A 21150-nucleotide genomic window follows, 5' to 3' on the forward strand; every position below is an offset into this window, starting at 1 on the left:
GGTCGTCACGGCATACCGAGTGGCCCACTCCGGTGCAGGTCTGAGTCCTCTCAGGCCGCCGGAGTGGGCCACTCGATGCGCTCAGGAGACGGGGACGAGCATGCGGGAGTGCCAGGCGCGGGCGGTGCGGTAGCCGAGCCGCGCATACAGGCTGCGGGCCGCGGCGTTGTCGCTGAACATTCCGAGCGTGCAGACGCCGTGCTCCTCCAACGCCCACCGGGTGAGCGCCGCACTGACGACCCGCGCCAGGCCGGTGCCGCGGCGGTCGATCGCCGTGACGATCCCCGCCAAATGGGGTATGCCCGTGGCCTCCCGCTCGGCGCCGCCGACGGCCACGAGCGCCCCGTGCCCGTCCCGCAGCCCGACCCAGCGGTGGACCCGGCCGGTCCCGATCTCGGTCCACTGCCGCGGGTTGTGCGCCTGCGTGAACGCCGTCAGCTCGGCCGCGTCCGCGCTGTCGTCGAGGGGGATGACGTCGCGCTCGCGGGCGTCGACCTGAGGAGGCTCCTGCGTCCACATCCACTCCCAGTCGCCGCCGTCGCCGAGCTCGAGGACCTCGTGCGCGACCTCGGCGTGCGCCTGCGGCACCGAGACCGACCGCGAGCCCAGTCGCGCCAGGTGGCCCCCGTCGCGCAGCTCGGTCAGGGCCGCCCGCACACGAGCAAGCTCGCCACGAGACGGCGAGGTTCCCTGCATACCGGAGCACAACGGCACCACCCAGAAGCCCGGGCGTGCCCCGAGCCGTTGCACCAGCGCGACCTCCTCGTGCACCCACACCTCGCCGGGCAGCGGGTCCGGGACGGACCACCGCACCCACGGGTCGCCGCCGGAGAGCGCCAGCAGGTCGGCGTGCCGGGTGAGTCGGTCCACGGCGTTAGCCTGACATCCGTGTCCGACCTGTTCACCTCCGCCCAGGGCGACCCGACCACCGGTGCAGGTGCCGGCGACGCCGGGGGAGCGCTGGTCGCGCCGCTCGCGGTGCGGATGCGGCCCCGCTCGCTCGAGGAGGTCGCGGGCCAGCGGGAGGCGCTGCGGCCCGGGTCGCCGCTGCGCCGCCTCATCGAGGGCGGCGGGGGAGCCGCCGGGCCGCTCTCGGCGATCCTCTGGGGCCCCCCGGGGACGGGCAAGACCACCCTGGCGCACCTCGTCGCGCACGCCGCCGACCGCACCTTCGTCGAGCTGTCCGCCGTGACGGCCGGGGTCAAGGACGTCCGCGCGGTCATGGACCAGGCGGTCCGGGAGCGCTCGCTGCACGGCCGCCAGACCGTCCTCTTCCTCGACGAGATCCACCGCTTCACCAAGGCCCAGCAGGACGCGCTGCTGCCCGGCGTGGAGAACCGCACCGTCATCCTCGTCGCCGCGACGACCGAGAACCCGTCCTTCTCCATCATCGCGCCCCTGCTGTCCCGCTCGGTGCTCGTCACGCTCGGCTCGCTCGACGACGACGACGTCCGCGGCGTGGTGGCCCGGGCGCTGACCGACGAGCGCGGCCTCGCCGGTGCCCACACCCTGGGCGAGGAGGCCACCGAGCACGTCGTCCGGATGGCCGGCGGCGACGCCCGCCGCGCCCTCACGACCCTGGAGGCCGCCGCCGGGGTGGCCGCCGACGAGCGTGCCGCGGGTCGGGAGGACGAGGTCACCGAGATCACGCTCGCCCAGGTGGAGCAGGCGATGGCCCAGGCCGCGGTCCGCTACGACCGCGCCGGCGACCAGCACTACGACGTCGCCAGCGCCTTCATCAAGTCGATGCGCGGCTCGGACGTCGACGCCGCGCTGCACTACCTCGCCCGCCAGCTCGAGGCCGGCGAGGACCCGCGCTTCATCGCCCGCCGCATCGTCATCGCCGCGAGCGAGGACGTCGGCATGGGCGACCCGACCGCGCTGCAGACCGCGGTCGCCGCGCTGCACGCCGTCGCCCAGATCGGTATGCCCGAGGCCCGGATCATCCTCGCCCAGGCCGTGGTGCACAACGCTGTCGCGCCGAAGTCCAACGCCGCCTACGCGGCGATCAACGCCGCCATCGCCGACGTCCGGGCGGGCAAGGGCGGGCCGGTGCCGCCGCACCTGCGGGGCACGGGGTATGCCGGTGCCGCGCGCCTCGGCCACGGCGAGGGCTACCGCTACACCCACGACGAGCCGGCCGGGGTGGGGGAGCAGCAGTTCCTCCCCGACGACCTGCGCGACGCCGACTACTACCGACCCACCGGCCGCGGCTGGGAGGAGCGCCTCGGCCCCCGCTGGGCCGAGCTGCGCCGGATCATCCGGGGACGCCCGCGCGGCGGGGAGTGAGGGCATACCGGGTGGCGCCCGTCGTCTAGAGTGGATCAGTCCCGATCCGCCTCGTGAGGAGACCATGGAAACCGCCGAGATCCGCCGTCGCTGGCTGTCGTTCTTCGAGAGCCGGGGGCACGCCGTGGTGCCCAGCGCCTCGTTGGTCAGCCAGGACCCGACGCTGCTGTTCACGGTCGCCGGCATGGTGCCCTTCATCCCCTACCTCACCGGGCAGCAGACCCCGCCGTGGAACCGCGCCACCAGCGTCCAGAAGTGCGTCCGGACCCTGGACATCGAGGAGGTCGGCAAGACCACCCGGCACGGCACGTTCTTCCAGATGAACGGCAACTTCTCCTTCGGCGACTACTTCAAGGAGGAGGCCATCACCTACGCCTGGGAGTTCGTCACCGGCTCCCAAGACGAGGGCTGCCTCGGGTTCGACCCGGAGAGCATCTGGGTGACCGTGCTCAAGGGCGACGACGAGGCGCGCGGGTTCTGGGAGCGCGTGGCCGGGCTGCCGCCGGAGCGGATCCAGGAGCGCGGGCTGGAGGACAACTACTGGCACACCGGCGTCCCGGGACCGGGCGGCCCGTGCAGCGAGATCTACGTCGACCGGGGCCCGGAGTACGGCCCGGACGGCGGCCCGGTCGTCGACGAGGACCGCTTCCTGGAGATCTGGAACCTCGTCTTCATGCAGGAGGAGCTGAGCGAGGTCCGCTCCAAGACCGACTTCGACGTCGCGGGCGAGCTGCCGAGCAAGAACATCGACACCGGCATGGGGCTGGAGCGCGTCGCCTACCTGCTGCAGGGGGTGGACAACCTCTACGAGATCGACGAGGTCTACCCCGTCATCGAGCGCGCCGAGGAGCTCGCCGGCCGGACCTACGGCGACTCCGAGGAGGACGACGTGAGGTTCCGCGTCGTCGCCGACCACGTGCGCTCCGGGCTCATGCTCATGGGCGACGGCGTGGTCCCCGGCAACGAGGGCCGCGGGTATGTCCTGCGTCGCCTGCTGCGCCGCGCCGTGCGCTCGATGCGCCTGCTGGGCGTGGAGGAGCCATCGCTGCCGGAGCTGCTCCCGGTGAGCAAGGACGTCATGAAGGCGTCCTACCCCGAGCTCGAGGAGCAGTGGGCCCGCATCAGCGAGGTCGCGTATGCCGAGGAGGAGGCCTTCCGCCGTACCCTCGCCAGCGGCACGAGCATCCTGGACGGCGCGGTGGCCCGCGCCAAGCAGTCCGGGGCAACCCGGCTCGCCGGCTCCGAGGCCTTCGCGCTGCACGACACCTACGGCTTCCCCATCGACCTCACCCTGGAGATGGCCTCCGAGCAGGGGCTGTCGGTCGACGAGGACGGCTTCCGCACGCTCATGACCGAGCAGCGCGAGCGGGCCAAGGCCGACGCCAAGGCGAAGAAGACCGGCCGCGGCGGGGCAGGCGTCTACCGCGGGCTGGCCGACCGGCTGGGCACCGCGACCGAGTTCACCGGCTACGAGCAGATGAGCGGCGAGGGCCGCGTGGTCGGGCTGTTCTCCGGCGGCCGCGAGGTCGAGCGGACCCGGGTCGAGGGCGGCGCCCTCGAGGAGGGTGCCGAGCTGGAGATCGTGCTCGGCAGCACCCCGTTCTACGCCGAGGCGGGCGGCCAGCTCGCCGACCACGGCACCATCCGGCTCGGTGGCGGCGGGGTCGTCGAGGTCACCGACGTGCAGCGTCCGGTGCCCGGGCTGGTCGTGCACCGGGGCCGGCTCGTCGAGGGCGAGGTCGCGGTGGGCGAGGGCGCGCACTCCGAGATCGACGTCGTGCGCCGTGCGTCGGTGTCGCGCGCGCATACCGCCACCCACATCGTGCACAAGGTGCTGCGCGAGACCCTCGGCGACACCGCCACGCAGGCGGGCTCGGAGAACGCCCCGGGCCGGCTCCGCTTCGACTTCCGCGCCACCCGGGGGATGGACGCCGCCGAGCTGGCGGCGGTCGAGGCCCGCATCAACGAGCGCCTCATGGACGACCTGCAGGTCAGCGCTGCGGAGATGAGCTACGACGAGGCCCGGGAGATGGGCGCGATGGCCCTCTTCGGGGAGCGCTACCCCGACCTCGTGCGGGTCGTCTCCGTCGGCGGGCCCTGGAGCCTGGAGCTCTGCGGTGGCACCCACGTGCTCAACAGCGCCCAGCTCTCCCTGGTCAAGATCATGGGCGAGTCCTCGATCGGCTCCGGCGTGCGCCGCGTGGAGGCGCTCGTCGGTGCGGACGCCTACAGCCAGCTCGCGCGCGAGAACATCATCGTCAACCAGCTCACGGACACCCTCAAGGTGCGCCCGGACGAGCTGTCCGACCGGGTCGCGCAGCTCGTCTCGCGGCTCAAGGACGCGGAGAAGGAGATCGCCCAGGCCAAGGCCTCCCAGGTGCTCTCCTCGGCGGCCGGGCTGGTGGAGCAGGCGCGCGACGTCGACGGCACCACCTTCCTCGCCCACGACCTCGGCGAGGGCGTCGGGGCCGACGACCTGCGCCGGCTCGTCACCGACCTGCGCACGCGCCTGGGCCAGGACCGGCCCTCGGTCGTGGCGCTCACCGGGGTCACCGGGGGCCGGCCCGTCGTGGTCGTCGCCACCAACGAATCGGCGCGCGAGCGCGGCACCCGGGCCGGGGCCCTCGTCAAGGCCGGTGCCGGGGCGCTGGGCGGCGGTGGCGGCGGCAAGGACGACCTCGCGCAGGGCGGGGGCCAGGACGCCGCGGCCACCGGGGCCGCGCTCCGCGCGGTCGAGGACGCGTTGCGCGGGTGAGCGACCCGCACGGGGCGCCGCCGGAGGGGCCGGCCGGCGTCCTGCTGGGGATCGACGTCGGCGAGGCCCGGGTGGGCCTGGCCGCCTCCGACGCGCTCGGGCTGCTGGCGCACCCGGTGGAGACCCTGCCGCGGGACCACGAGCACGGCAGCGACCTCGACCGGGTCGCCGACGAGGCGCGCGAACGGGACGCGGTGATGGTCGTCGTCGGCCTCCCGCGCTCGCTCGACGGGCAGGAGCGAGTGGCCGCCGGGCGGGCGCGCGGGTACGCTGAGCGGTTGCAACGGTGCCTGGAGGTGCCGGTCCGCCTGTGGGACGAACGCCTGACCACGGTCGACGCGCACCGGGCGCTGCACAGCAGCGGCGTCCGGGGCCGTGACCAGCGTGGCGTCGTCGATCAGGCGGCCGCCGTGCTTATCCTCCAGGCAGCCCTGGACGCTCGCCGAGCCGGCCGCCCCGTCGGCTCGTCCCTGAAGGCGAGGAAGCCACGGGCCCGACGGTCTCGCGACCCTGACGCGAAGGACGCCACATGAGCCAGCCGCCCGGCGGGCACGAGGACCACGACGGTCCAGGCCACCACCGTGACACCGGTGGCCACGTCGACGAGCACGACCCGGACCACTTCGACGACGACGTCTTCGCGCTGCGCGGCGCCCGGCACCACGACGAGTCGCTCGCCGACCACGTGCTGTCGCCCGAGGAGGAGCTCGCCTACCGACCCCGCCGCCGCCGGCGCAGCCCGCTCCTCAAGGGCCTGGCGCTGACGTTGGCCGCGGTCGTCGTGGTCGTCGCCGCCGTCTACTCCTTCGGGTCGCTGCGCTCGGTCCTCCCGGACCTGTCCGCGGGGGAGTCGGTCGACACCACGGACTACAAGGGCAAGGGCAGCGGCGAGGTGATGGTCGAGATCCCGCAGGGGGCGGCCGGCCAGCAGATCGCCCAGATCCTCACCGACGAGGGGGTCGTGGGCTCGGTCGCCGCCTTCTCCACCGCGCTGCAGGCCAACCCGGACGCCGCGGCGATCCAGCCCGGGACATACCGCATGGCCAACGAGATGAGCTCGGAGGCGGCGCTCGGGCGGCTGCTGGACCCGCAGTTCCGCGAGCGCAACGGGGTGACGGTCCGCGAGGGGCTGTGGGTCGCCGAGACCTTCGAGGTGCTCGCCGAGGGCACCGACCACGAGGTCGCCGACTACGAGGCCGTCGACCCGGCGGACCTGGACCTGCCGGCGGCGGCGGACGGCGAGCTCGAGGGCTTCCTCTACCCCAGCACCTACGACTTCGGGGCCGACAGCACGCCGCAGGAGCAGCTGCAGACGATGATCGACCAGGGTCAGCAGGTGTATGCCGACATCGGCATCCCGGACGAGGACCTGCGCGAGGTCGTCATCAAGGCGAGCATCGTCCAGGGCGAGGGGCAGTTCGCCCAGGACCTGCCCAAGATCGCCCGGGTCATGGAGAACCGCCTCGAGGGCAACTCCGAGACCAGCGGCTTCCTGCAGATGGACTCCACGGTGCACTTCGTCTTCCAGGAGCGCGGCCGGGCCGGGACCACCGAGGAGCAGCGTCAGGACGACAGCCCCTACAACACCTACCAGCACCCGGGCCTGCCGCCGGGGCCGATCAACTCCCCCGGGGAGGACGCGCTGCGGGCGGCCTTCGAGCCCGAGCCGGGCGACTGGGTCTACTTCGTCACGGTCGACCCCTCGACCGGTGAGACGAAGTTCGCCGAGACCTACGACGAGCACCTGGTCAACCAGGAGGAGTTCCTCCAGTGGTGCGAGGACAACCCCGACCAGTGCTGAGCCGGGCCGCGGTCGTCGGCTCGCCCGTCGCCCACTCCCTGTCACCGGTGCTGCACCGCGCGGCCTACGCCGAGCTGGGGCTCACCGACTGGTCCTACGACCGGATCGAGATCGACGCCGCCGACCTCCCCGAGGTGGTCGCCGGGCTCGGGCCGGAGTGGGTCGGGCTGTCGGTCACCATGCCGGGCAAGGAGGTCGCCCTGACCCTGGCGCAGGGCGAGGTCTCCGTCGAGGCCACGCTGTCGGGCGCCGCCAACACGCTCTACCGCACGCCGCAGGGGTGGGCCGCCGACAACACCGACGTGCGCGGCCTCGTCGTCGCCCTCGAGGAGGCGGGGGTCCGGGCCTTCGAGCGTGGAGTCGTCGTCGGCGGTGGGGCGACCGCGCGCTCGGCGGTCGTGGCGCTGAGCGCGCTCGGTATGCGGGAGGTCACCTTCTGCCTGCGCGGCGAGCTGCGGGGGCGGACGCGCGAGCTGCTGGAGGCCACCGGGATCGAGGCGGACGTCGTGCCCCTGGCCCACGGCATACCGCTGGGGGCGGGGGAGGTCGTCGTGAGCACGCTGCCCGGGCACGTGCCGTCACCGGTGGTGCGGGCGCCCCTGGACGGCGGGCCGTCACCGGTCGTCATGGACGTCAGCTACGAGCCGTGGCCGAGCGCCCTCGCCACGGCGGTGGCGTCGGCGACGGGCGGTAGGGTCCAGGTCGTGAGGGGAACACGCATGCTGCTGCACCAGGCCGTGCGCCAGGTCGAGGTGATGACGGGGCGTCCGGGGCCGACCGCCGCGATGGACCGCGCGCTGACCGAGCACCTGGCCGCGCGAGGGGCGTCGTGACCGATCTGGTCCTGCCCTCGGTGGTCGCGGTCGTCGTCGCGGTGCTCGGCCTGCCGGTCGCCCGCTGGCTGGAGCAGACGACCTATCGCAAGCCGGACGAGGTCGACGAGCCCTCGCCGGGGCGTCGGTGGTGGGTGCCGGTCGCTCTGGGCCTGTCCTGCGCCGCCCTGCTGCACCGGGTGTGGCAGGTGCCCGACGACGCCGTGCCCGGGTGGCCGGTGGCGCTGGTGCTCAGCCTCACCCTGCTGCCCGTCGTCCTCGCGTGCGTGTGCCTGGCCGCCATGGACCTCGACGTGCACCGGCTGCCGGACCGGATCATGTGGCCGACGATGGGCCTGCTGGCGGTCGGCCTGCCCCTCGCCGCACTGGTCGGCGGAGGCGTCGACCCGCTGCTCCGGGCGCTGCTGGCCGGGGTCAGCGCCGGCGGGTTCTACCTGCTCGTCGCGCTGGTCTCGCTCGCGCGGGGATCGCTCGCCCTCGGGCTCGGCGACGTCAAGCTGGCCGTGGTGCTGGGGGCCGGGCTGGGCTGGTTCGGCTGGGCCGAGGCGATCCTCGGCATCTATGCCGGGTTCCTGGTCGGCGGGCTCTTCGCCGTCGGTCTGCTCGTCGGGCGCCGGGTCAGCTGGAGGGGCGAGTTCGCCTACGGTCCGGCGATGATGCTCGGGGCGCTGGTGGGGCTGCTCATGGGCCAGGGGATGCTCGTCGGCCTGGCCTGAGCCGTGCGGGTGGTGACCTCCGGGGGCCGGTGACCTGCGTGGGAGGATGGCGTCCATGCTGCGTTGGTTGACCGCCGGTGAGTCGCACGGCCCTGCCCTGACCGCCGTGATGGAGGGACTGCCCGCCGGGGTCCGGGTGGAGCGCGAGGCCGTCGAGGGCGCCCTCGCCCGGCGCCGGCTGGGCCACGGCCGGGGCGCGCGGATGAGCTTCGAGGCCGACCGGCTGCACTTCCTCGGCGGGATGCGGCACGGGGTCTCGCTGGGCTCGCCGCTGGCCCTGCAGATCGAGAACAGCGAGTGGCACAAGTGGGAGGCGGTGATGGGGCCCGAGCCGGTCGAGGCGCAGTCCCTCCAGGGCTCGGACGACGTCGGTGCCCCGCAGGAGCTGGCCCGCAACCGGCCGCTCACCCGCCCCCGACCCGGCCACGCCGACCTCGTGGGGATGACGAAGTACGGCTTCGACGAGGCCCGCCCCGTGCTGGAGCGGGCCTCGGCGCGCGAGACCGCGGCGCGGGTGGCCCTCGGGGCGGTCGCGGCGGCCTTCCTCGAGCAGGCCACGGGCATACGCCTCGTGTCGCACACCGTGAGCATCGGGCGCGCCGGTGTCCCGGGGATCGACGACGACGCGCCGGACCCCGCGACCCTGCCCGGGCCCGGGGACGTGGAGCGGGTGGACGCCGATCCCGTGCGCACGCTGGACGCCGAGCTGTCCGCCGCCATGGTGGCCGAGGTCGACGCCGCCAAGAAGGCCGGAGACACCCTCGGCGGGGTCGTGGAGGTGCTGGCCTACGGCCTGCCGCCCGGGCTGGGCTCGCACGTGCACTGGGACCGACGGCTGGACTCCCGGCTGGCCGGGGCGCTCATGGGCATCCAGGCCATCAAGGGCGTCGAGGTCGGCGAGGGCTTCCGCACGGCGGCCCGTCGCGGCAGCCTCGCTCACGACGAGATCGACCGCGACGAGGTCGGGCTGATCCGCCGCGCGACGCTGCGCAGCGGCGGCACCGAGGGCGGCATGAGCACGGGTGAGGTGCTGCGGGTCCGGGCCGCGATGAAGCCGATCTCCACGGTGCCGCGTGCGCTGCGGACGGTCGACACCGCCACGGGGGAGCCCGGCACGGCGATCCACCAGCGCTCCGACGTCTGCGCGGTCCCGGCGGCGGGCGTCGTCGCCGAGGCGATGGTGGCGCTCGTCCTGGCCGACGCCGTGCTGGAGAAGTTCGGGGGTGACTCGGTGCCCGAGGTGGCGCGCAACCACGCGGCATACCTCGCCTCCGTCGCCGAGCACCAGCGCACGCCGGCCACGGAGCCGGTCCGATGACCCGGCCCGTCGTCGTCCTCGTCGGTCCGCCGGGGGCGGGCAAGTCCACGGTCGGGCAGGTCCTCGCCGAGCGCCTGTCGGTCGCGCTGCACGACGTGGACGTGGCGATCGAGGCGGCCCAGGGCCGCACCGTCAGCGACATCTTCGTCGAGGACGGCGAGCCGGCCTTTCGCGCCCTGGAGCGGGCCGAGGTGCTCCGGGCGCTGACGGAGCACGAGGGGGTCCTCGCGCTCGGCGGCGGGGCGGTGATGCAGCCCGACGTCGCGACCGCTCTGCAGGAGGGCGGGCACGCCGTGGTCTTCCTCGACGTGACGATCGCCGACGCCTCCTCCCGGGTCGGCTTCGACGCCTCGAGGCCGCTGCTGCTGGTCAACCCCCGGGCCGCGTGGACCCGGCTCATGAACGCGCGCCGCGAGACCTACGAGACGGTGAGCGGGACCCGGGTCGACACCGCCGGACGCACGCCGGAGCAGGTCGCGGACGAGGTGACGGCGTGGCTGGGCCGGTGAGCCGCACGATCCAGGTCGGGGGCGAGCGGCCGTATGCCGTGCACGTCGGCCCTGGTGTGGTGGAGCGGCTGGCCGCGCACGCGGGGGAGGAGCCCGGCCGGCAGGTGCTCGTCGTCCACCAGCGGGGGCGGGAGGAGCTCGCCGAGCAGGCGGCGCAGACGCTGCGCGGGGCCGGCGCCCGCCCGCTGCTGGCGGCGGTCCCCGACGCCGAGTCGGCCAAGACCGCGGCCGTCCTGGCGGGGCTGTGGGACACCCTCGGCGAGGCGGGCTTCACCCGGTCCGACCTCGTCGTCGGCATCGGCGGGGGAGCCACGACCGACCTCGCCGGCTTCGTCGCCGCGACCTGGCTGCGGGGCGTGGAGGTGGTGCAGCTGCCCACCTCGCTGCTGGCCGTCGTCGACGCCGCCGTCGGGGGCAAGACGGGCATCAACACGGCCGCGGGCAAGAACCTCGTCGGTGCCTTCCACCCGCCGGTCGAGGTGCTCTGCGACCCGGCCTGGCTGACCGGCCAGGCCCGCGCCGACTACGTCTCGGGCCTCGCCGAGGTCATCAAGTGCGGCTTCATCGCCGACCCGGTCATCCTCGACCTCGTCGAGGCGGACCCGGCCGGGGCGGGGGACCCGCTCGCCGACCCGGCGCGGACGCTGGAGCTCGTGGCGCGGGCCGTCCAGGTCAAGGCCGACGTCGTTGCCGCCGACCTCACCGAGACCTCGCTGCGGGAGATCCTCAACTACGGCCACACCTTCGGGCACGCCATCGAGCAGGTGGAGGACTACCGCTGGCGGCACGGCGACGCGGTCGCCGTCGGCATGGTCTTCGTCGCCGAGCTCGCCCACCGGGTCGGGCTCCTGCCCGCCGGTCTGCTGGAGCGCCACCGGCGGGTGCTGGACGCCGTCGGCCTGCCGACGGCATACCTCCCGGGGCGGTGGGAACAGCTGCGGGCCGCGATGGCGCGGGACAAGAAGTCGCGCGGCGCCACCCTGCGGTTCGTCGCGCTCGAGGGGCTCGCCTCGCCGACCCGGCTGGTCGCACCGGCGGAGGAGGACCTCGTCGCGGCGTATGCCGCCGTGTCCGGCGCCCCGGGTAGACTTGACCGGGTTTGAGCACGCGAGACCGGCATACCGAAGGAAGACACACGACGTGGCAAGCACGAACGACCTGAAGAACGGCATGGTCCTGGACATGGACAACGGGCTGTGGCAGGTGCTGGAGTTCCAGCACGTCAAGCCCGGCAAGGGCCCCGCCTTCGTGCGGACCAAGCTGAAGAACGTCCTGACGAACAAGATCGTCGACAAGACCTTCAACGCCGGCACCAAGGTGGAGACGGCGACCGTGGACCGGTCGGACTACCAGTACCTCTACAACGACGGCACCGACTACATCTTCATGGACGAGAAGACCTACGAGCAGGTGCCGGTCAGCCCCGAAGCGATGGGCGACGCGGCCGGCTACCTGCTCGAGAACAACCGGGCGATGATCGCCCAGCACGAGGGCCGGGTGCTCTACGTCGAGCTGCCGCCCTCGGTCGTGCTGGAGATCAGCCAGACCGACCCCGGCCTGCAGGGCGACCGCTCCACCGGCGGCACCAAGCCCGCCACGCTGGAGACCGGCGCCGAGATCCAGGTGCCGCTCTTCCTCGAGACCGGCACGAAGGTCAAGGTGGACACCCGCGACGGTTCCTACCTCGGCCGCGTGAACTGACCCGTGGCGGCACGCACCCGGGCCCGCAAGCGGGCCCTGGAGCTGCTGTTCGAGGCCGAGCAGCGCGGGGTCAACGTCGGTGAGCTGCTGGAGCAGCGGATCGAGGCCCCGACCACCCAGCACGCGCTGCCGGACTACACCGTGGAGATCGTCCGTGGGGTGGTGAGCCGCTGGGGCCAGATCGAGGAGGTCCTCGCCACCTGGTCGCAGGGCTGGAGCCTGGAGCGGATGGCCGCCGTGGACCGCGCCGCCCTGCGCGTCGGCACCTGGGAGATCCTCTGGAACGACGAGGTGCCGGACATGGTCGCCGTGTCCGAGGCCGTCGAGCTGGTCCAGCGGATGAGCACCGACGAGTCCCCCGGCTTCGTCAACGGCCTCCTCGCCCGCATCTCCGAGGTCAAGCCCACCATCGTCTGACCGACCGGCCGCACGGTTTGCTCCGACTGGCCGCGCGGTTTGCGTCGACCGGCCGCGCGGTTTGCGTCGACCGGCCGCGCGGTTTGGTCCGACTGGCCGCGCGGTTTGGTCCGACTGGCCGCACGGTATGCCGTCAGCCAGCCCGGCGCTTCCGGCGGCGGTAGCGAAGGTCCTCGGCGTCGACCGACGGTGTCTCCACGGAGAAGGGGAGCCGGCGCGCCTCGCCCTGATAGACGACATACCCCCGGAACTGCTCAGGACGGGAGGCCGCGAAGGCACCGCGCACGCGGGCGCACACGGCCTCAGGCTGATCGCGGACCTCGTCTGGCGTCCACCGCACGAAGGGCAGCCCCAGCTCCTCGATCGGCGCCTGTCGCCGCCGCTCCGCCTCGAGCCGGTCCCGCGCCACCTCCTCGAGTGGGCGATCGTCGCCAGGTTCGCGCAGGAAGTACTTGCTCTGCCCGTCGCACTCGCCCGCCACACCGACGTGCGGCCAGAGGCCGTCGAGCCGCGCCATCCATCGCTGGTGCTCGTCGAGGACGTCCACCTGGTGCAGCGGCATGGGTATGCCCAGGAGGTGGAGGCGCCCGAACGTGTACGACTCGGCCCACGACTCGCGGAGAGGGTCGGCCAGCCTGAGCACGGCCAGGGCGCGAGGGCGTCCTCGCCAGCGCCGCTGGGTGTCCAGCGCTCGTCGGACCTCGTCCATCGTGACCTGGCCCTCGCGCAGCGCGGCGTCGAGCAGTGCCAGGCCGTGCGGCACCGTGCGCACCCGCAGGAAGTCCGCGACGGTTCGCGGCCTCGTCGTCGTGAGGCGGCCGTCGATCTCCTCGACCGGGGTCTCGATCTTGGCGCTGTGCAGGCCGAGCTCGGGCTCACGTCGTGAGACCGGGGCACGTCGCACGGCGGTGAGGTCGACCTCGGCCCCAGGACGAATGCTGACGGCGAACCGGTGGACGATCGCGCCACTCGTGTGGCTCGCGGCATGGCCGGGGCGCCTCCGGAGTTCGAGGTCAAGCTGCGCGAGATGGTCGGCGCGGTGCTCCTCCCACTTCTCCGTCAGCGGCGGTGCGGGCCCTGCCTTGGCATACCAGCCGTGGCGGAGCCACCGGATCTCGCCACGGTCGATCGCGCGATCGACATCGGCTCGGGTGGCCCCGGTGCCCAGCGCCTCGCCCAGTCGGAACACGTCAGGGAGCAGCGTCAGGTCCATGCCGACGATCATGTCCAGGTATGCCCAGGAGTGGGACGGTGCGAGCGAATCTGTGGATAACACGCGCAGACCGTGCGGCCGGTCGACGCATACTGTGCGGCCGGTCGAACCAAACCGTGCGGTCGGTCGACGCAAACCGTGCGGCCGGTCGGGGGTTGGGGGGAGGCAGGGTTCGGGGGTAGTAGGGTGGGGTGCACCGACACGTCCTTTAACCACCGTCCTGTGAGGCGGGGAAGGAGAGTGGGCCCTATGAGCCCTGCCCGTGAACCCGAGACGGCACCGCCGCCGCAGCCGCCGGACCACGGAGGACGTGAGGTCCTCGCCAGCGACGACATCCGGCGCGCCCTCAAGCGGATCGCGCACGAGATCCTCGAGGGCAACAAGGGGCACGCCGACCTCGTGCTCCTCGGGATCCCGACCCGCGGCGTCCCGCTCGCGCACCGGCTCGCCGAGGCGGTCGAGGCGGTCGAGGGCACCACGGTGCCGGTCGGCTCGCTGGACATCACGATGTACCGCGACGACCTGCGCACCCAGCCCACCCGCGCGCCGGAGCCGATGAGCGTGCCGCGCGGCGGCATCGACGGCAAGGTCGTCGTCCTCGTCGACGACGTGCTGTACTCCGGCCGCACGGTCCGCGCCGCCCTCGACAGCCTGGCCGACCTCGGCCGGCCGAGCGCGGTCCGGCTCGCCGTCCTCGTCGACCGCGGCCACCGCGAGCTGCCGATCCGCGCGGACTACGTCGGCAAGAACCTCCCCACCTCCCGCGCGGAGCGGGTCATGGTGCGGCTGCAGGACCTGGACGGCGTCGAGGGGGTGTGGATCGCGTGAAGCACCTGCTCTCGATCGCCGACCTCGACCCGCAGGAGATCACCTCGATCCTCGACACCGCGGTCTCCATGCACGAGGTCCAGGACCGCCAGGTCAAGAAGCTGCCGACCCTGCGCGGCCGCACGATCATCAACTTCTTCTTCGAGGACTCCACCCGCACCCGCGCCTCCTTCGAGATCGCCGGCAAGTGGATGAGCGCCGACACGATCAACCTCACCGGCAAGGGCACCTCGGTCTCCAAGGGCGAGTCGCTGCGCGACACGGTGCTGACGATCGACGCGATGGGCGTCGACATGATGATCATCCGGCACCCCGCGAGCGGCGCTCCCGCGCAGATCGCGGACTGGGTCGACTGCTCCATCGTCAACGCCGGTGACGGGACGCACGAGCACCCCAGCCAGGCCCTGCTCGACGCCTACACCCTGCGCCGCGCGCTCGGGGACCTCGCGGGACGGCACGTCGCCATCGTCGGCGACCTCACCCACTCCCGGGTGCTGCGCTCCAACCTGCTCTGCCTGCGCGCCCTGGGCGCCCACGTCACCCTCGTCGCGCCGCCCACCCTCATGCCCAGCGGCGTGACGTCCTGGGCGGCCGCGGACGGCTTCGACGTCTCCTACGACCTCGACGACGTGCTCCCGCGGGTGGACGCCGTGATGATGCTGCGGGTGCAGCGCGAGCGGATGAGCGGCGGCTACTTCCCCACCGCCCGGGAGTATGCCGTGACCTACGGCCTCACCCCCCGTCGCCTCGGCCTGCTGCAGGACCATGCGGTCATCTGCCACCCCGGCCCCATGAACCGCGGCCTGGAGATCTCCGCGGACGCCGCGGACGCCGCCCGCTCGCTGGTGCTCGACCAGGTCAGCGCCGGGGTCGCGGTCCGGATGTCGATCCTCTACCACCTCCTCGCCGGGGAAGGAGACGCGCAGTGAGCACCACACCACCCCTGCTCATCACGGGTGCCGACATCGCGGGGGAGGGAGCCGGCGACGTGCTCGTCGTCGACGGCACCATCCGCGCCGTGGGCGCCGACGCCGCGGGGCAGGCCCCGCAGGGCACCTCCCGCCTCTCCGCCGACGGGCTGGTCCTCCTGCCCGGCCTCGTCGACCTGCACACGCACCTGCGCGAGCCCGGCCGCGAGGACGCCGAGACCGTCGAGACCGGCTCCCAGGCCGCGGCGCTGGGCGGCTTCACCGCGGTCCTCGCCATGGCCAACACGAGCCCGGTCACCGACAGCGCCGAGGTCGCCGAGACGGTCCTCGACCTGGGCCGCCGCGCCGGGTATGTCGACGTCCAGCCGGTCGGCGCCGTCACCAAGTCCCTGGCCGGCGAGGAGCTCGCCGAGCTGGGCCTCATGGCCCGCTCCCGCGCGCGGGTCCGGGTCTTCTCCGACGACGGCCGGTGCGTCCACGACGCCCGGCTCATGCGCCGTGCGCTGGAGTACGTCAAGACCTTCGACGGCGTCGTCTCGCAGCACGCGCAGGACCCCCGGCTCGCCGACGGGTCGGCCTGCTGCCACGAGGGCGAGCTCTCCGGGCGGCTCGGGCTGCCCGGCTGGCCCGGGGTGGCCGAGGAGACGATCGTCGCCCGGGACGTCATGCTGGCCCGGCACACCGGCTCGCGGGTGCACGTGGCGCACGTCTCCACCGCGGGCAGCGTCGAGGTGGTGCGCTGGGCCAAGGCCCAGGGCATCGCGGTGACCGCGGAGGTGACCCCGCACCACCTCATGCTCACCCAGGACGAGCTGGTCGGCTACGACCCGACCTACAAGGTCAACCCGCCGCTGCGCCCGACCGAGGACACCCTGGCCCTGCGCGAGGCGCTGGCCGACGGCACGATCGACGCGGTCGCGACCGACCACGCCCCGCACGTCCGCCAGGACAAGGAGCACGCCTTCGCCGACGCGGCCTTCGGCATGCTCGGGCTGGAGACCGCCCTCCCGGTGGTGTCCACGACGATGGTCGCCGAGGGTCGCATGACCTGGGCCGACGTCGCCCGCACCATGTCGACCGCGCCGGCGCGGATCGCCCGGCTCGAGCACCACGGGCGGGGGGTCGTCGCCGGCGCACCGGCCCACCTCACGCTCGTCGACCCCACCCGCACGCGCACGATCGACCGGGCCCTGTCCCGCTCGCTCTCCCGCAACAACCCCTGGCACGGTCGCGAGCTGACCGGCACCGTGCACCTGACGATGCTCCGCGGCCAGGTGACGGCGCGCGAGGGCCTGGTCTGGGCAGACACCACCACGAAGGAGCAGCGGTGACCCCCACGGCACACGAGCCCGCCGTCCTCGTCCTCGAGGACGGCCGGACCTTCCGCGGCGAGGCCTACGGCGCCCGCGGCGAGACGGTCGGCGAGGCCGTCTTCTGCACCGGCATGACCGGCTACCAGGAGACGCTCACCGACCCCTCCTACCACCGGCAGGTCGTCGTCATGACGGCGCCGCACATCGGCAACACCGGGGTCAACCAGGCCGACATGGAGAGCCAGCGCATCTGGGTGGCGGGGTATGTCGTCCGCGACCCCGCGGTCCGGCCCTCCAACTGGCGCTCCCAGGGCGACCTCGGCGACGCCCTGGACGGCGCGGGGGTCGTGGGGATCAGCGGCGTGGACACCCGCGCGCTCACCCTGCACCTGCGCGACCGGGGCGCGATGCGGGTCGGCATCTTCTCCGGCGAGGCGGCGCGGGCCCCGCACGAGGAGCTGCTGCGCACCGTCACCGAGACCCCGCGGATGGCCGGCTCCGCCCTGGCCGCCGAGGTCTCCACGCAGGAGGCGTATGTCGTCGCCCCGCCGGAGGGGACGCCCACCCGTTTCCGGGTCGCGGCCCTCGACCTCGGGATCAAGGGGATGACCCCGGCCCTGCTGGCCCGGCGCGGCATCGAGGTGCACGTGCTCCCCAGCACGACGACCAGCGAGGAGCTGCTCGCGCTGGAGCCGGACGGGGTCTTCTTCTCCAACGGCCCCGGCGACCCGGCCACCGCGGAGCACGAGGTGGCGCTGCTGCAGGACGTGCTCGAGCGGCGCATCCCCTTCTTCGGCATCTGCTTCGGCAACCAGCTGCTCGGCCGCGCCCTGGGCCTGTCCACCTACAAGCTCGCCTTCGGGCACCGCGGCATCAACCAGCCGGTGCTGGACCGCACCACCGGCAAGGTGGAGGTCACCAGCCACAACCACGGCTTCGCCATCGCCTGGCCCGAGGGCATACCGACCGACCAGCCGGTCGACACGGCCTACGGCGCCGTCCGCTGCGACCACGTGGCCCTCAACGACGACGTGGTCGAGGGGCTGTCCTGCGTCGACGTGCCCGCCTTCAGCGTGCAGTACCACCCCGAGGCCGCGGCCGGCCCGCACGACGCGGAGTACCTCTTCGACCGCTTCGTGGACCTTCTGCAGACCTCGACCAAGGAGTCCTGAGCAGTGCCCAAGCGCGACGACATCACCAGCGTCCTGGTCATCGGGTCGGGCCCGATCGTCATCGGCCAGGCCGCCGAGTTCGACTACTCGGGCACCCAGGCGTGCCGCGTCCTGCGCGAGGAGGGCATCCGGGTCATCCTCGTCAACTCCAACCCGGCGACGATCATGACCGACCCCGGGGTGGCGGACGCGACCTACGTCGAGCCGATCACGCCGGAGATCGTCGAGTCGATCATCGAGCGGGAGCGGCCGGACGCCGTCCTGGCCACGCTCGGCGGCCAGACCGCGCTCAACACGGCCATCGCCCTGCACGAGTCCGGCGCCCTGGAGCGCCTCGGCGCCCCGCTCATCGGCGCCAACGTCGAGGCGATCCAGCTGGGCGAGGACCGCCAGGCGTTCAAGGGCGTCGTCGAGCGCTGCGGCGCCGAGTCCGCCCGGTCGGCGATCTGCCACACCATGGACGAGGTGCTCGCCGCCGCGGACGAGCTCGGCTACCCCGTCGTCGTGCGCCCCTCGTTCACCATGGGCGGCCTCGGCTCGGGCTTCGCCTTCGACGAGCCCAGCCTGCGCCGCATCGCCGGGGCCGGGCTGCAGGACAGCCCCACCACCGAGGTGCTGCTCGAGGAGTCGATCCTGGGGTGGAAGGAGTACGAGCTCGAGGTCATGCGCGACCGCGCCGACAACGTGGTCGTCGTCTGCTCGATCGAGAACCTCGACCCCATGGGCGTGCACACCGGCGACTCGATCACCGTGGCCCCCGCGATGACCCTCACCGACCGGGAGTACCAGCGGCTGCGCGACATCGGCATCGCCGTCATCCGCGAGGTGGGCGTCGACACCGGCGGCTGCAACATCCAGTTCGCGGTCAACCCGGCCGACGGGCGGATCATCGTCATCGAGATGAACCCCCGGGTCTCGCGCTCCTCGGCCCTGGCCTCCAAGGCCACCGGCTTCCCCATCGCCAAGATCGCGGCCAAGATGGCGCTGGGCTACACCCTCGACGAGGTCCCCAACGACATCACCCGCAAGACCCCGGCGAGCTTCGAGCCGACGCTGGACTACGTCGTGGTCAAGGTGCCGCGCTTCGCCTTCGAGAAGTTCCCGCTCGCGGACCCCACGCTGACCACGACCATGAAGTCGGTCGGCGAGGCGATGGCCCTGGGCCGCAACTTCACCGAGGCGCTGCAGAAGGCGCTGCGCTCGACCGAGGCGGCGCACACCAGCTTCCACTGGCGCGAGGAGGAGACGCCGACCCGGGAGATGGCCCTGGCGCTGCTGCAGCAGGCCCGCACCCCGACCGACGGTCGTCTCGTGCTCGTCCAGCAGGCGATGCGCGGCGGCGCCAGCGTCGAGGAGGCCCACGAGGCGACCGGGATCGACCCCTGGTTCCTCGACCAGGTCGCGGTGATCAACGAGATCGCCGCGACGGTGCGCGCCGAGGCCCGTTCGACCTCCGGAGGCCGGCTCACCCCCCAGCTGCTGCGGCTGGCCAAGCGGCACGGCTTCTCCGACCCGCAGCTGGCCCAGCTGACCGGCCTCAAGGAGGCCGTGGTGCGCGGGGTGCGGCAGGCGCTCGGCGTCCGCCCGGTCTACAAGACGGTGGACACCTGCGCCGGCGAGTTCGAGGCCCAGACTCCCTACCACTACTCCTCCTACGACGAGGAGACCGAGGTGCGGCCGCGGGAGCGTCCCGCCGTCCTCATCCTGGGCTCGGGACCCAACCGCATCGGCCAGGGCATCGAGTTCGACTACTCCTGCGTGCACGCCTCGCTCACGCTGCGCGAGCACGGCTTCGACACGGTGATGGTCAACTGCAACCCCGAGACGGTGTCCACCGACTACGACACCTCCAGCCGGCTCTACTTCGAGCCGTTGACGCTGGAGGACGTCCTGGAGGTCGTGCACGCCGAGCGGGAGGCCGGCCCGGTCGCCGGTGTCGTCGTCCAGCTGGGCGGGCAGACCCCCCTCGGCCTCGCCGCCGCGCTCAAGGCGGAGGGGGTGCCGATCGTCGGCACCCCGCCCGAGGCCATCCACCTCGCCGAGGACCGCGGTGCCTTCGGCCGGGTGCTCGCCGAGACCGGGCTGACCGCGCCCCGGCACGGGACGGCATACACCGTGGACGACGCGCTGGAGGTGGCCCGGGAGATCGGCTACCCGGTGCTCGTCCGCCCGTCCTACGTCCTCGGCGGCCGGGGTATGCAGATCGTCTACGACGACGAGTCCCTCGCCTCCTACGTCGGCCGGGCGACCGCGGTCACCGGCGAGGACGAGGCCCACCCGGTGCTCATCGACCGCTTCCTCGACACCGCCGTGGAGATCGACGTCGACGCGCTCTACGACGGCACCGAGCTCTACGTCGGCGGGATCATGGAGCACATCGAGGAGGCCGGCATCCACTCCGGCGACTCGGCCTGCGTGCTGCCGCCCTTCACCCTGGGCCGCTCCGAGCTGGAGGCGGTCCGCGAGGCGACGCGCTCCCTGGCCGACTCGATCGGGGTCCGCGGGCTCATCAACGTGCAGTTCGCCCTGGCCCAGGACGTGCTCTACGTGCTCGAGGCCAACCCGCGGGCCAGCCGCACCGTGCCCTTCGTCGCCAAGGCGACCGGCGTGCCCCTGGCCCGCGCTGCGGCGCGGGTCATGCTCGGCGCGACCATCGCCGACCTGCGCGAGGAGGGCATGCTGCCCCGGGAGGTCGACGGCGGCTCGCTGCCCGCCGACGCGCCCTTCTCGGTCAAGGAGGCGATCCTGCCCTTCCGCCGCTTCCGGACGCAGACCGGGGAGGCGATCGACTCCATCCTCGGCCCCGAGATGCGCTCCACCGGCGAGGTGATGGGGATCGACGCGGCCTTCGGCTCGGCCTTCGCCAAGAGCCAGCTGCGGGCCGGGTCGAGCCTGCCGACCCAGGGCACGGTCTTCGTCTCGGTCGCCAACCGCGACAAGCGCTCGATGATCTTCCCGGTGAAGCGGCTGGTCGACCTCGGCTTCTCCGTGCTGGCCACCGAGGGCACCGCCGACGTGCTGCGACGCAACGGCATCCCCGCAGAGGTGGTGCACAAGCACAGCGAGGGCCGCGCCGATGGCTCGCTCCGCACGATCGTGGACCGGATCGGCGCGGGCGAGGTGGACATGGTCATCAACACGCCCTCCGGCCGCGACGCCCGGGCCGACGGCTACGCCATCCGGGCGGCCACGACCTCGCTCGACAAGCCGATCATCACCACCGTGCAGCAGCTCGCGGTCGCGGTGCTGGGGATCGAGGCCATGCGCGCCGGTCCGCTGTCGGTGGCCCCGCTGCAGGAGCACGCGCAGGCGCTCGACCTGTATGCCCGTGCCGCGGGCGGGCGCTGAGGCCGCCG

18 protein-coding genes are annotated in these 21150 nt (G+C 73.3%); 16 read left to right on the top strand and 2 right to left on the bottom strand.

The genetic code is table 11. The annotated features are described in order from the left end of the window. Positions 1–81: 81 nt before the first annotated feature. The gene (locus SGUI_RS00930) at positions 82–870 is read right to left on the bottom strand and encodes a GNAT family N-acetyltransferase (RefSeq protein ID WP_066635075.1); all 789 of its coding nucleotides are present in this window, start codon (positions 868–870) and stop codon (positions 82–84) included. A gap of 18 nt (positions 871–888) precedes the next feature. Here SGUI_RS00930 and SGUI_RS00935 point away from each other — a divergent pair, with 18 nt between their 5' ends. From SGUI_RS00935 to nusB, 11 genes are all read left to right on the top strand, one after another. Next, positions 889–2289, top strand: a complete 1401-nt coding sequence (locus SGUI_RS00935) for a replication-associated recombination protein A (protein ID WP_066635078.1) — start codon at positions 889–891, stop codon at positions 2287–2289. Between the two features lie 64 nt (positions 2290–2353). After that, a complete protein-coding gene (gene alaS, locus SGUI_RS00940) occupies positions 2354–5044 on the top strand; it encodes an alanine--tRNA ligase (protein ID WP_066635080.1) in 2691 nt (896 codons plus the stop codon). Further along, positions 5041–5577, top strand: a complete 537-nt coding sequence (gene ruvX / locus SGUI_RS00945; RefSeq protein WP_066635088.1) for a Holliday junction resolvase RuvX — start codon at positions 5041–5043, stop codon at positions 5575–5577. Before alaS ends, ruvX begins: the two co-directional genes overlap by 4 nt. Next, a complete protein-coding gene (gene mltG, locus SGUI_RS00950) occupies positions 5574–6845 on the top strand; it encodes an endolytic transglycosylase MltG (RefSeq protein WP_066635091.1) in 1272 nt (423 codons plus the stop codon). Before ruvX ends, mltG begins: the two co-directional genes overlap by 4 nt. Then, positions 6839–7678 (top strand): shikimate dehydrogenase, encoded by an 840-nt coding sequence (locus SGUI_RS00955; RefSeq protein ID WP_191090930.1) that lies wholly within the window; start codon positions 6839–6841, stop codon positions 7676–7678. Before mltG ends, SGUI_RS00955 begins: the two co-directional genes overlap by 7 nt. Continuing rightward, positions 7675–8394, top strand: coding sequence for a prepilin peptidase (locus SGUI_RS00960; RefSeq protein WP_066635096.1), 720 nt, complete (start codon positions 7675–7677; stop codon positions 8392–8394). The genes SGUI_RS00955 and SGUI_RS00960 overlap by 4 nt, the downstream gene beginning before the upstream one ends. A gap of 55 nt (positions 8395–8449) precedes the next feature. Then, the gene (aroC, locus tag SGUI_RS00965; RefSeq protein WP_066635098.1) at positions 8450–9712 is read left to right on the top strand and encodes a chorismate synthase; all 1263 of its coding nucleotides are present in this window, start codon (positions 8450–8452) and stop codon (positions 9710–9712) included. Further along, complete coding sequence (locus tag SGUI_RS00970; protein WP_066635104.1) at positions 9709–10221, top strand: shikimate kinase; 513 nt, start codon at positions 9709–9711, stop codon at positions 10219–10221. The genes aroC and SGUI_RS00970 overlap by 4 nt, the downstream gene beginning before the upstream one ends. After that, the gene (aroB, locus tag SGUI_RS00975; RefSeq protein ID WP_066642487.1) at positions 10218–11324 is read left to right on the top strand and encodes a 3-dehydroquinate synthase; all 1107 of its coding nucleotides are present in this window, start codon (positions 10218–10220) and stop codon (positions 11322–11324) included. The genes SGUI_RS00970 and aroB overlap by 4 nt, the downstream gene beginning before the upstream one ends. 37 nt (positions 11325–11361) lie before the next feature. After that, positions 11362–11922, top strand: coding sequence for an elongation factor P (gene efp, locus SGUI_RS00980; protein WP_066635107.1), 561 nt, complete (start codon positions 11362–11364; stop codon positions 11920–11922). Between the two features lie 3 nt (positions 11923–11925). Further along, a complete protein-coding gene (gene nusB, locus SGUI_RS00985; protein WP_066635110.1) occupies positions 11926–12339 on the top strand; it encodes a transcription antitermination factor NusB in 414 nt (137 codons plus the stop codon). A gap of 133 nt (positions 12340–12472) precedes the next feature. Here the strand turns inward: nusB and SGUI_RS00990 are convergent, their stop codons facing one another. Beyond that, the gene (locus SGUI_RS00990) at positions 12473–13615 is read right to left on the bottom strand and encodes a hypothetical protein (protein WP_157621687.1); all 1143 of its coding nucleotides are present in this window, start codon (positions 13613–13615) and stop codon (positions 12473–12475) included. Between the two features lie 186 nt (positions 13616–13801). Between SGUI_RS00990 and pyrR the strand changes: the two genes are divergently transcribed. Genes pyrR through carB form a run of 5 tightly spaced genes read left to right on the top strand, consistent with a single transcriptional unit; the run spans position 13802 to position 21142 of the window. Next, entirely contained in the window at positions 13802–14380 is a 579-nt protein-coding gene (pyrR, locus tag SGUI_RS00995; protein WP_066635116.1) for a bifunctional pyr operon transcriptional regulator/uracil phosphoribosyltransferase PyrR, read from the top strand. Continuing rightward, complete coding sequence (locus SGUI_RS01000) at positions 14377–15309, top strand: aspartate carbamoyltransferase catalytic subunit (protein ID WP_066635120.1); 933 nt, start codon at positions 14377–14379, stop codon at positions 15307–15309. The genes pyrR and SGUI_RS01000 overlap by 4 nt, the downstream gene beginning before the upstream one ends. Continuing rightward, positions 15306–16640 (top strand): dihydroorotase, encoded by a 1335-nt coding sequence (locus tag SGUI_RS01005; protein ID WP_066635123.1) that lies wholly within the window; start codon positions 15306–15308, stop codon positions 16638–16640. The genes SGUI_RS01000 and SGUI_RS01005 overlap by 4 nt, the downstream gene beginning before the upstream one ends. Continuing rightward, positions 16637–17794: a glutamine-hydrolyzing carbamoyl-phosphate synthase small subunit gene (gene carA / locus SGUI_RS01010; RefSeq protein ID WP_066635126.1), complete on the top strand. Its 1158-nt coding sequence runs from the start codon at positions 16637–16639 to the stop codon at positions 17792–17794. Before SGUI_RS01005 ends, carA begins: the two co-directional genes overlap by 4 nt. Positions 17795–17797: 3 nt before the next feature. Beyond that, positions 17798–21142 carry a carbamoyl-phosphate synthase large subunit gene (carB, locus tag SGUI_RS01015; RefSeq protein WP_066635133.1) on the top strand — a complete coding sequence of 1115 codons (3345 nt, stop codon included), beginning with the start codon at positions 17798–17800 and terminating at the stop codon, positions 21140–21142. Positions 21143–21150 lie beyond the last annotated feature (8 nt).

It is taken from the genome of Serinicoccus hydrothermalis (assembly GCF_001685415.1).
Lineage (GTDB): Bacteria > Actinomycetota > Actinomycetes > Actinomycetales > Dermatophilaceae > Ornithinicoccus > Ornithinicoccus hydrothermalis.

Bases quoted from the DNA above. Each gene is read 5' to 3' on its own strand.
- alaS (WP_066635080.1), top strand. From the start codon at position 2,354: ATGGAAACCGCCGAGATCCGCCGTCGCTGGCTGTCGTTCTTCGAGAGC.
- aroC (WP_066635098.1), top strand. From the start codon at position 8,450: ATGCTGCGTTGGTTGACCGCCGGTGAGTCGCACGGCCCTGCCCTGACC.
- pyrR (WP_066635116.1), top strand. From the start codon at position 13,802: ATGAGCCCTGCCCGTGAACCCGAGACGGCACCGCCGCCGCAGCCGCCG.
- mltG (WP_066635091.1), top strand. From the start codon at position 5,574: ATGAGCCAGCCGCCCGGCGGGCACGAGGACCACGACGGTCCAGGCCAC.
- SGUI_RS00970 (WP_066635104.1), top strand. From the start codon at position 9,709: ATGACCCGGCCCGTCGTCGTCCTCGTCGGTCCGCCGGGGGCGGGCAAG.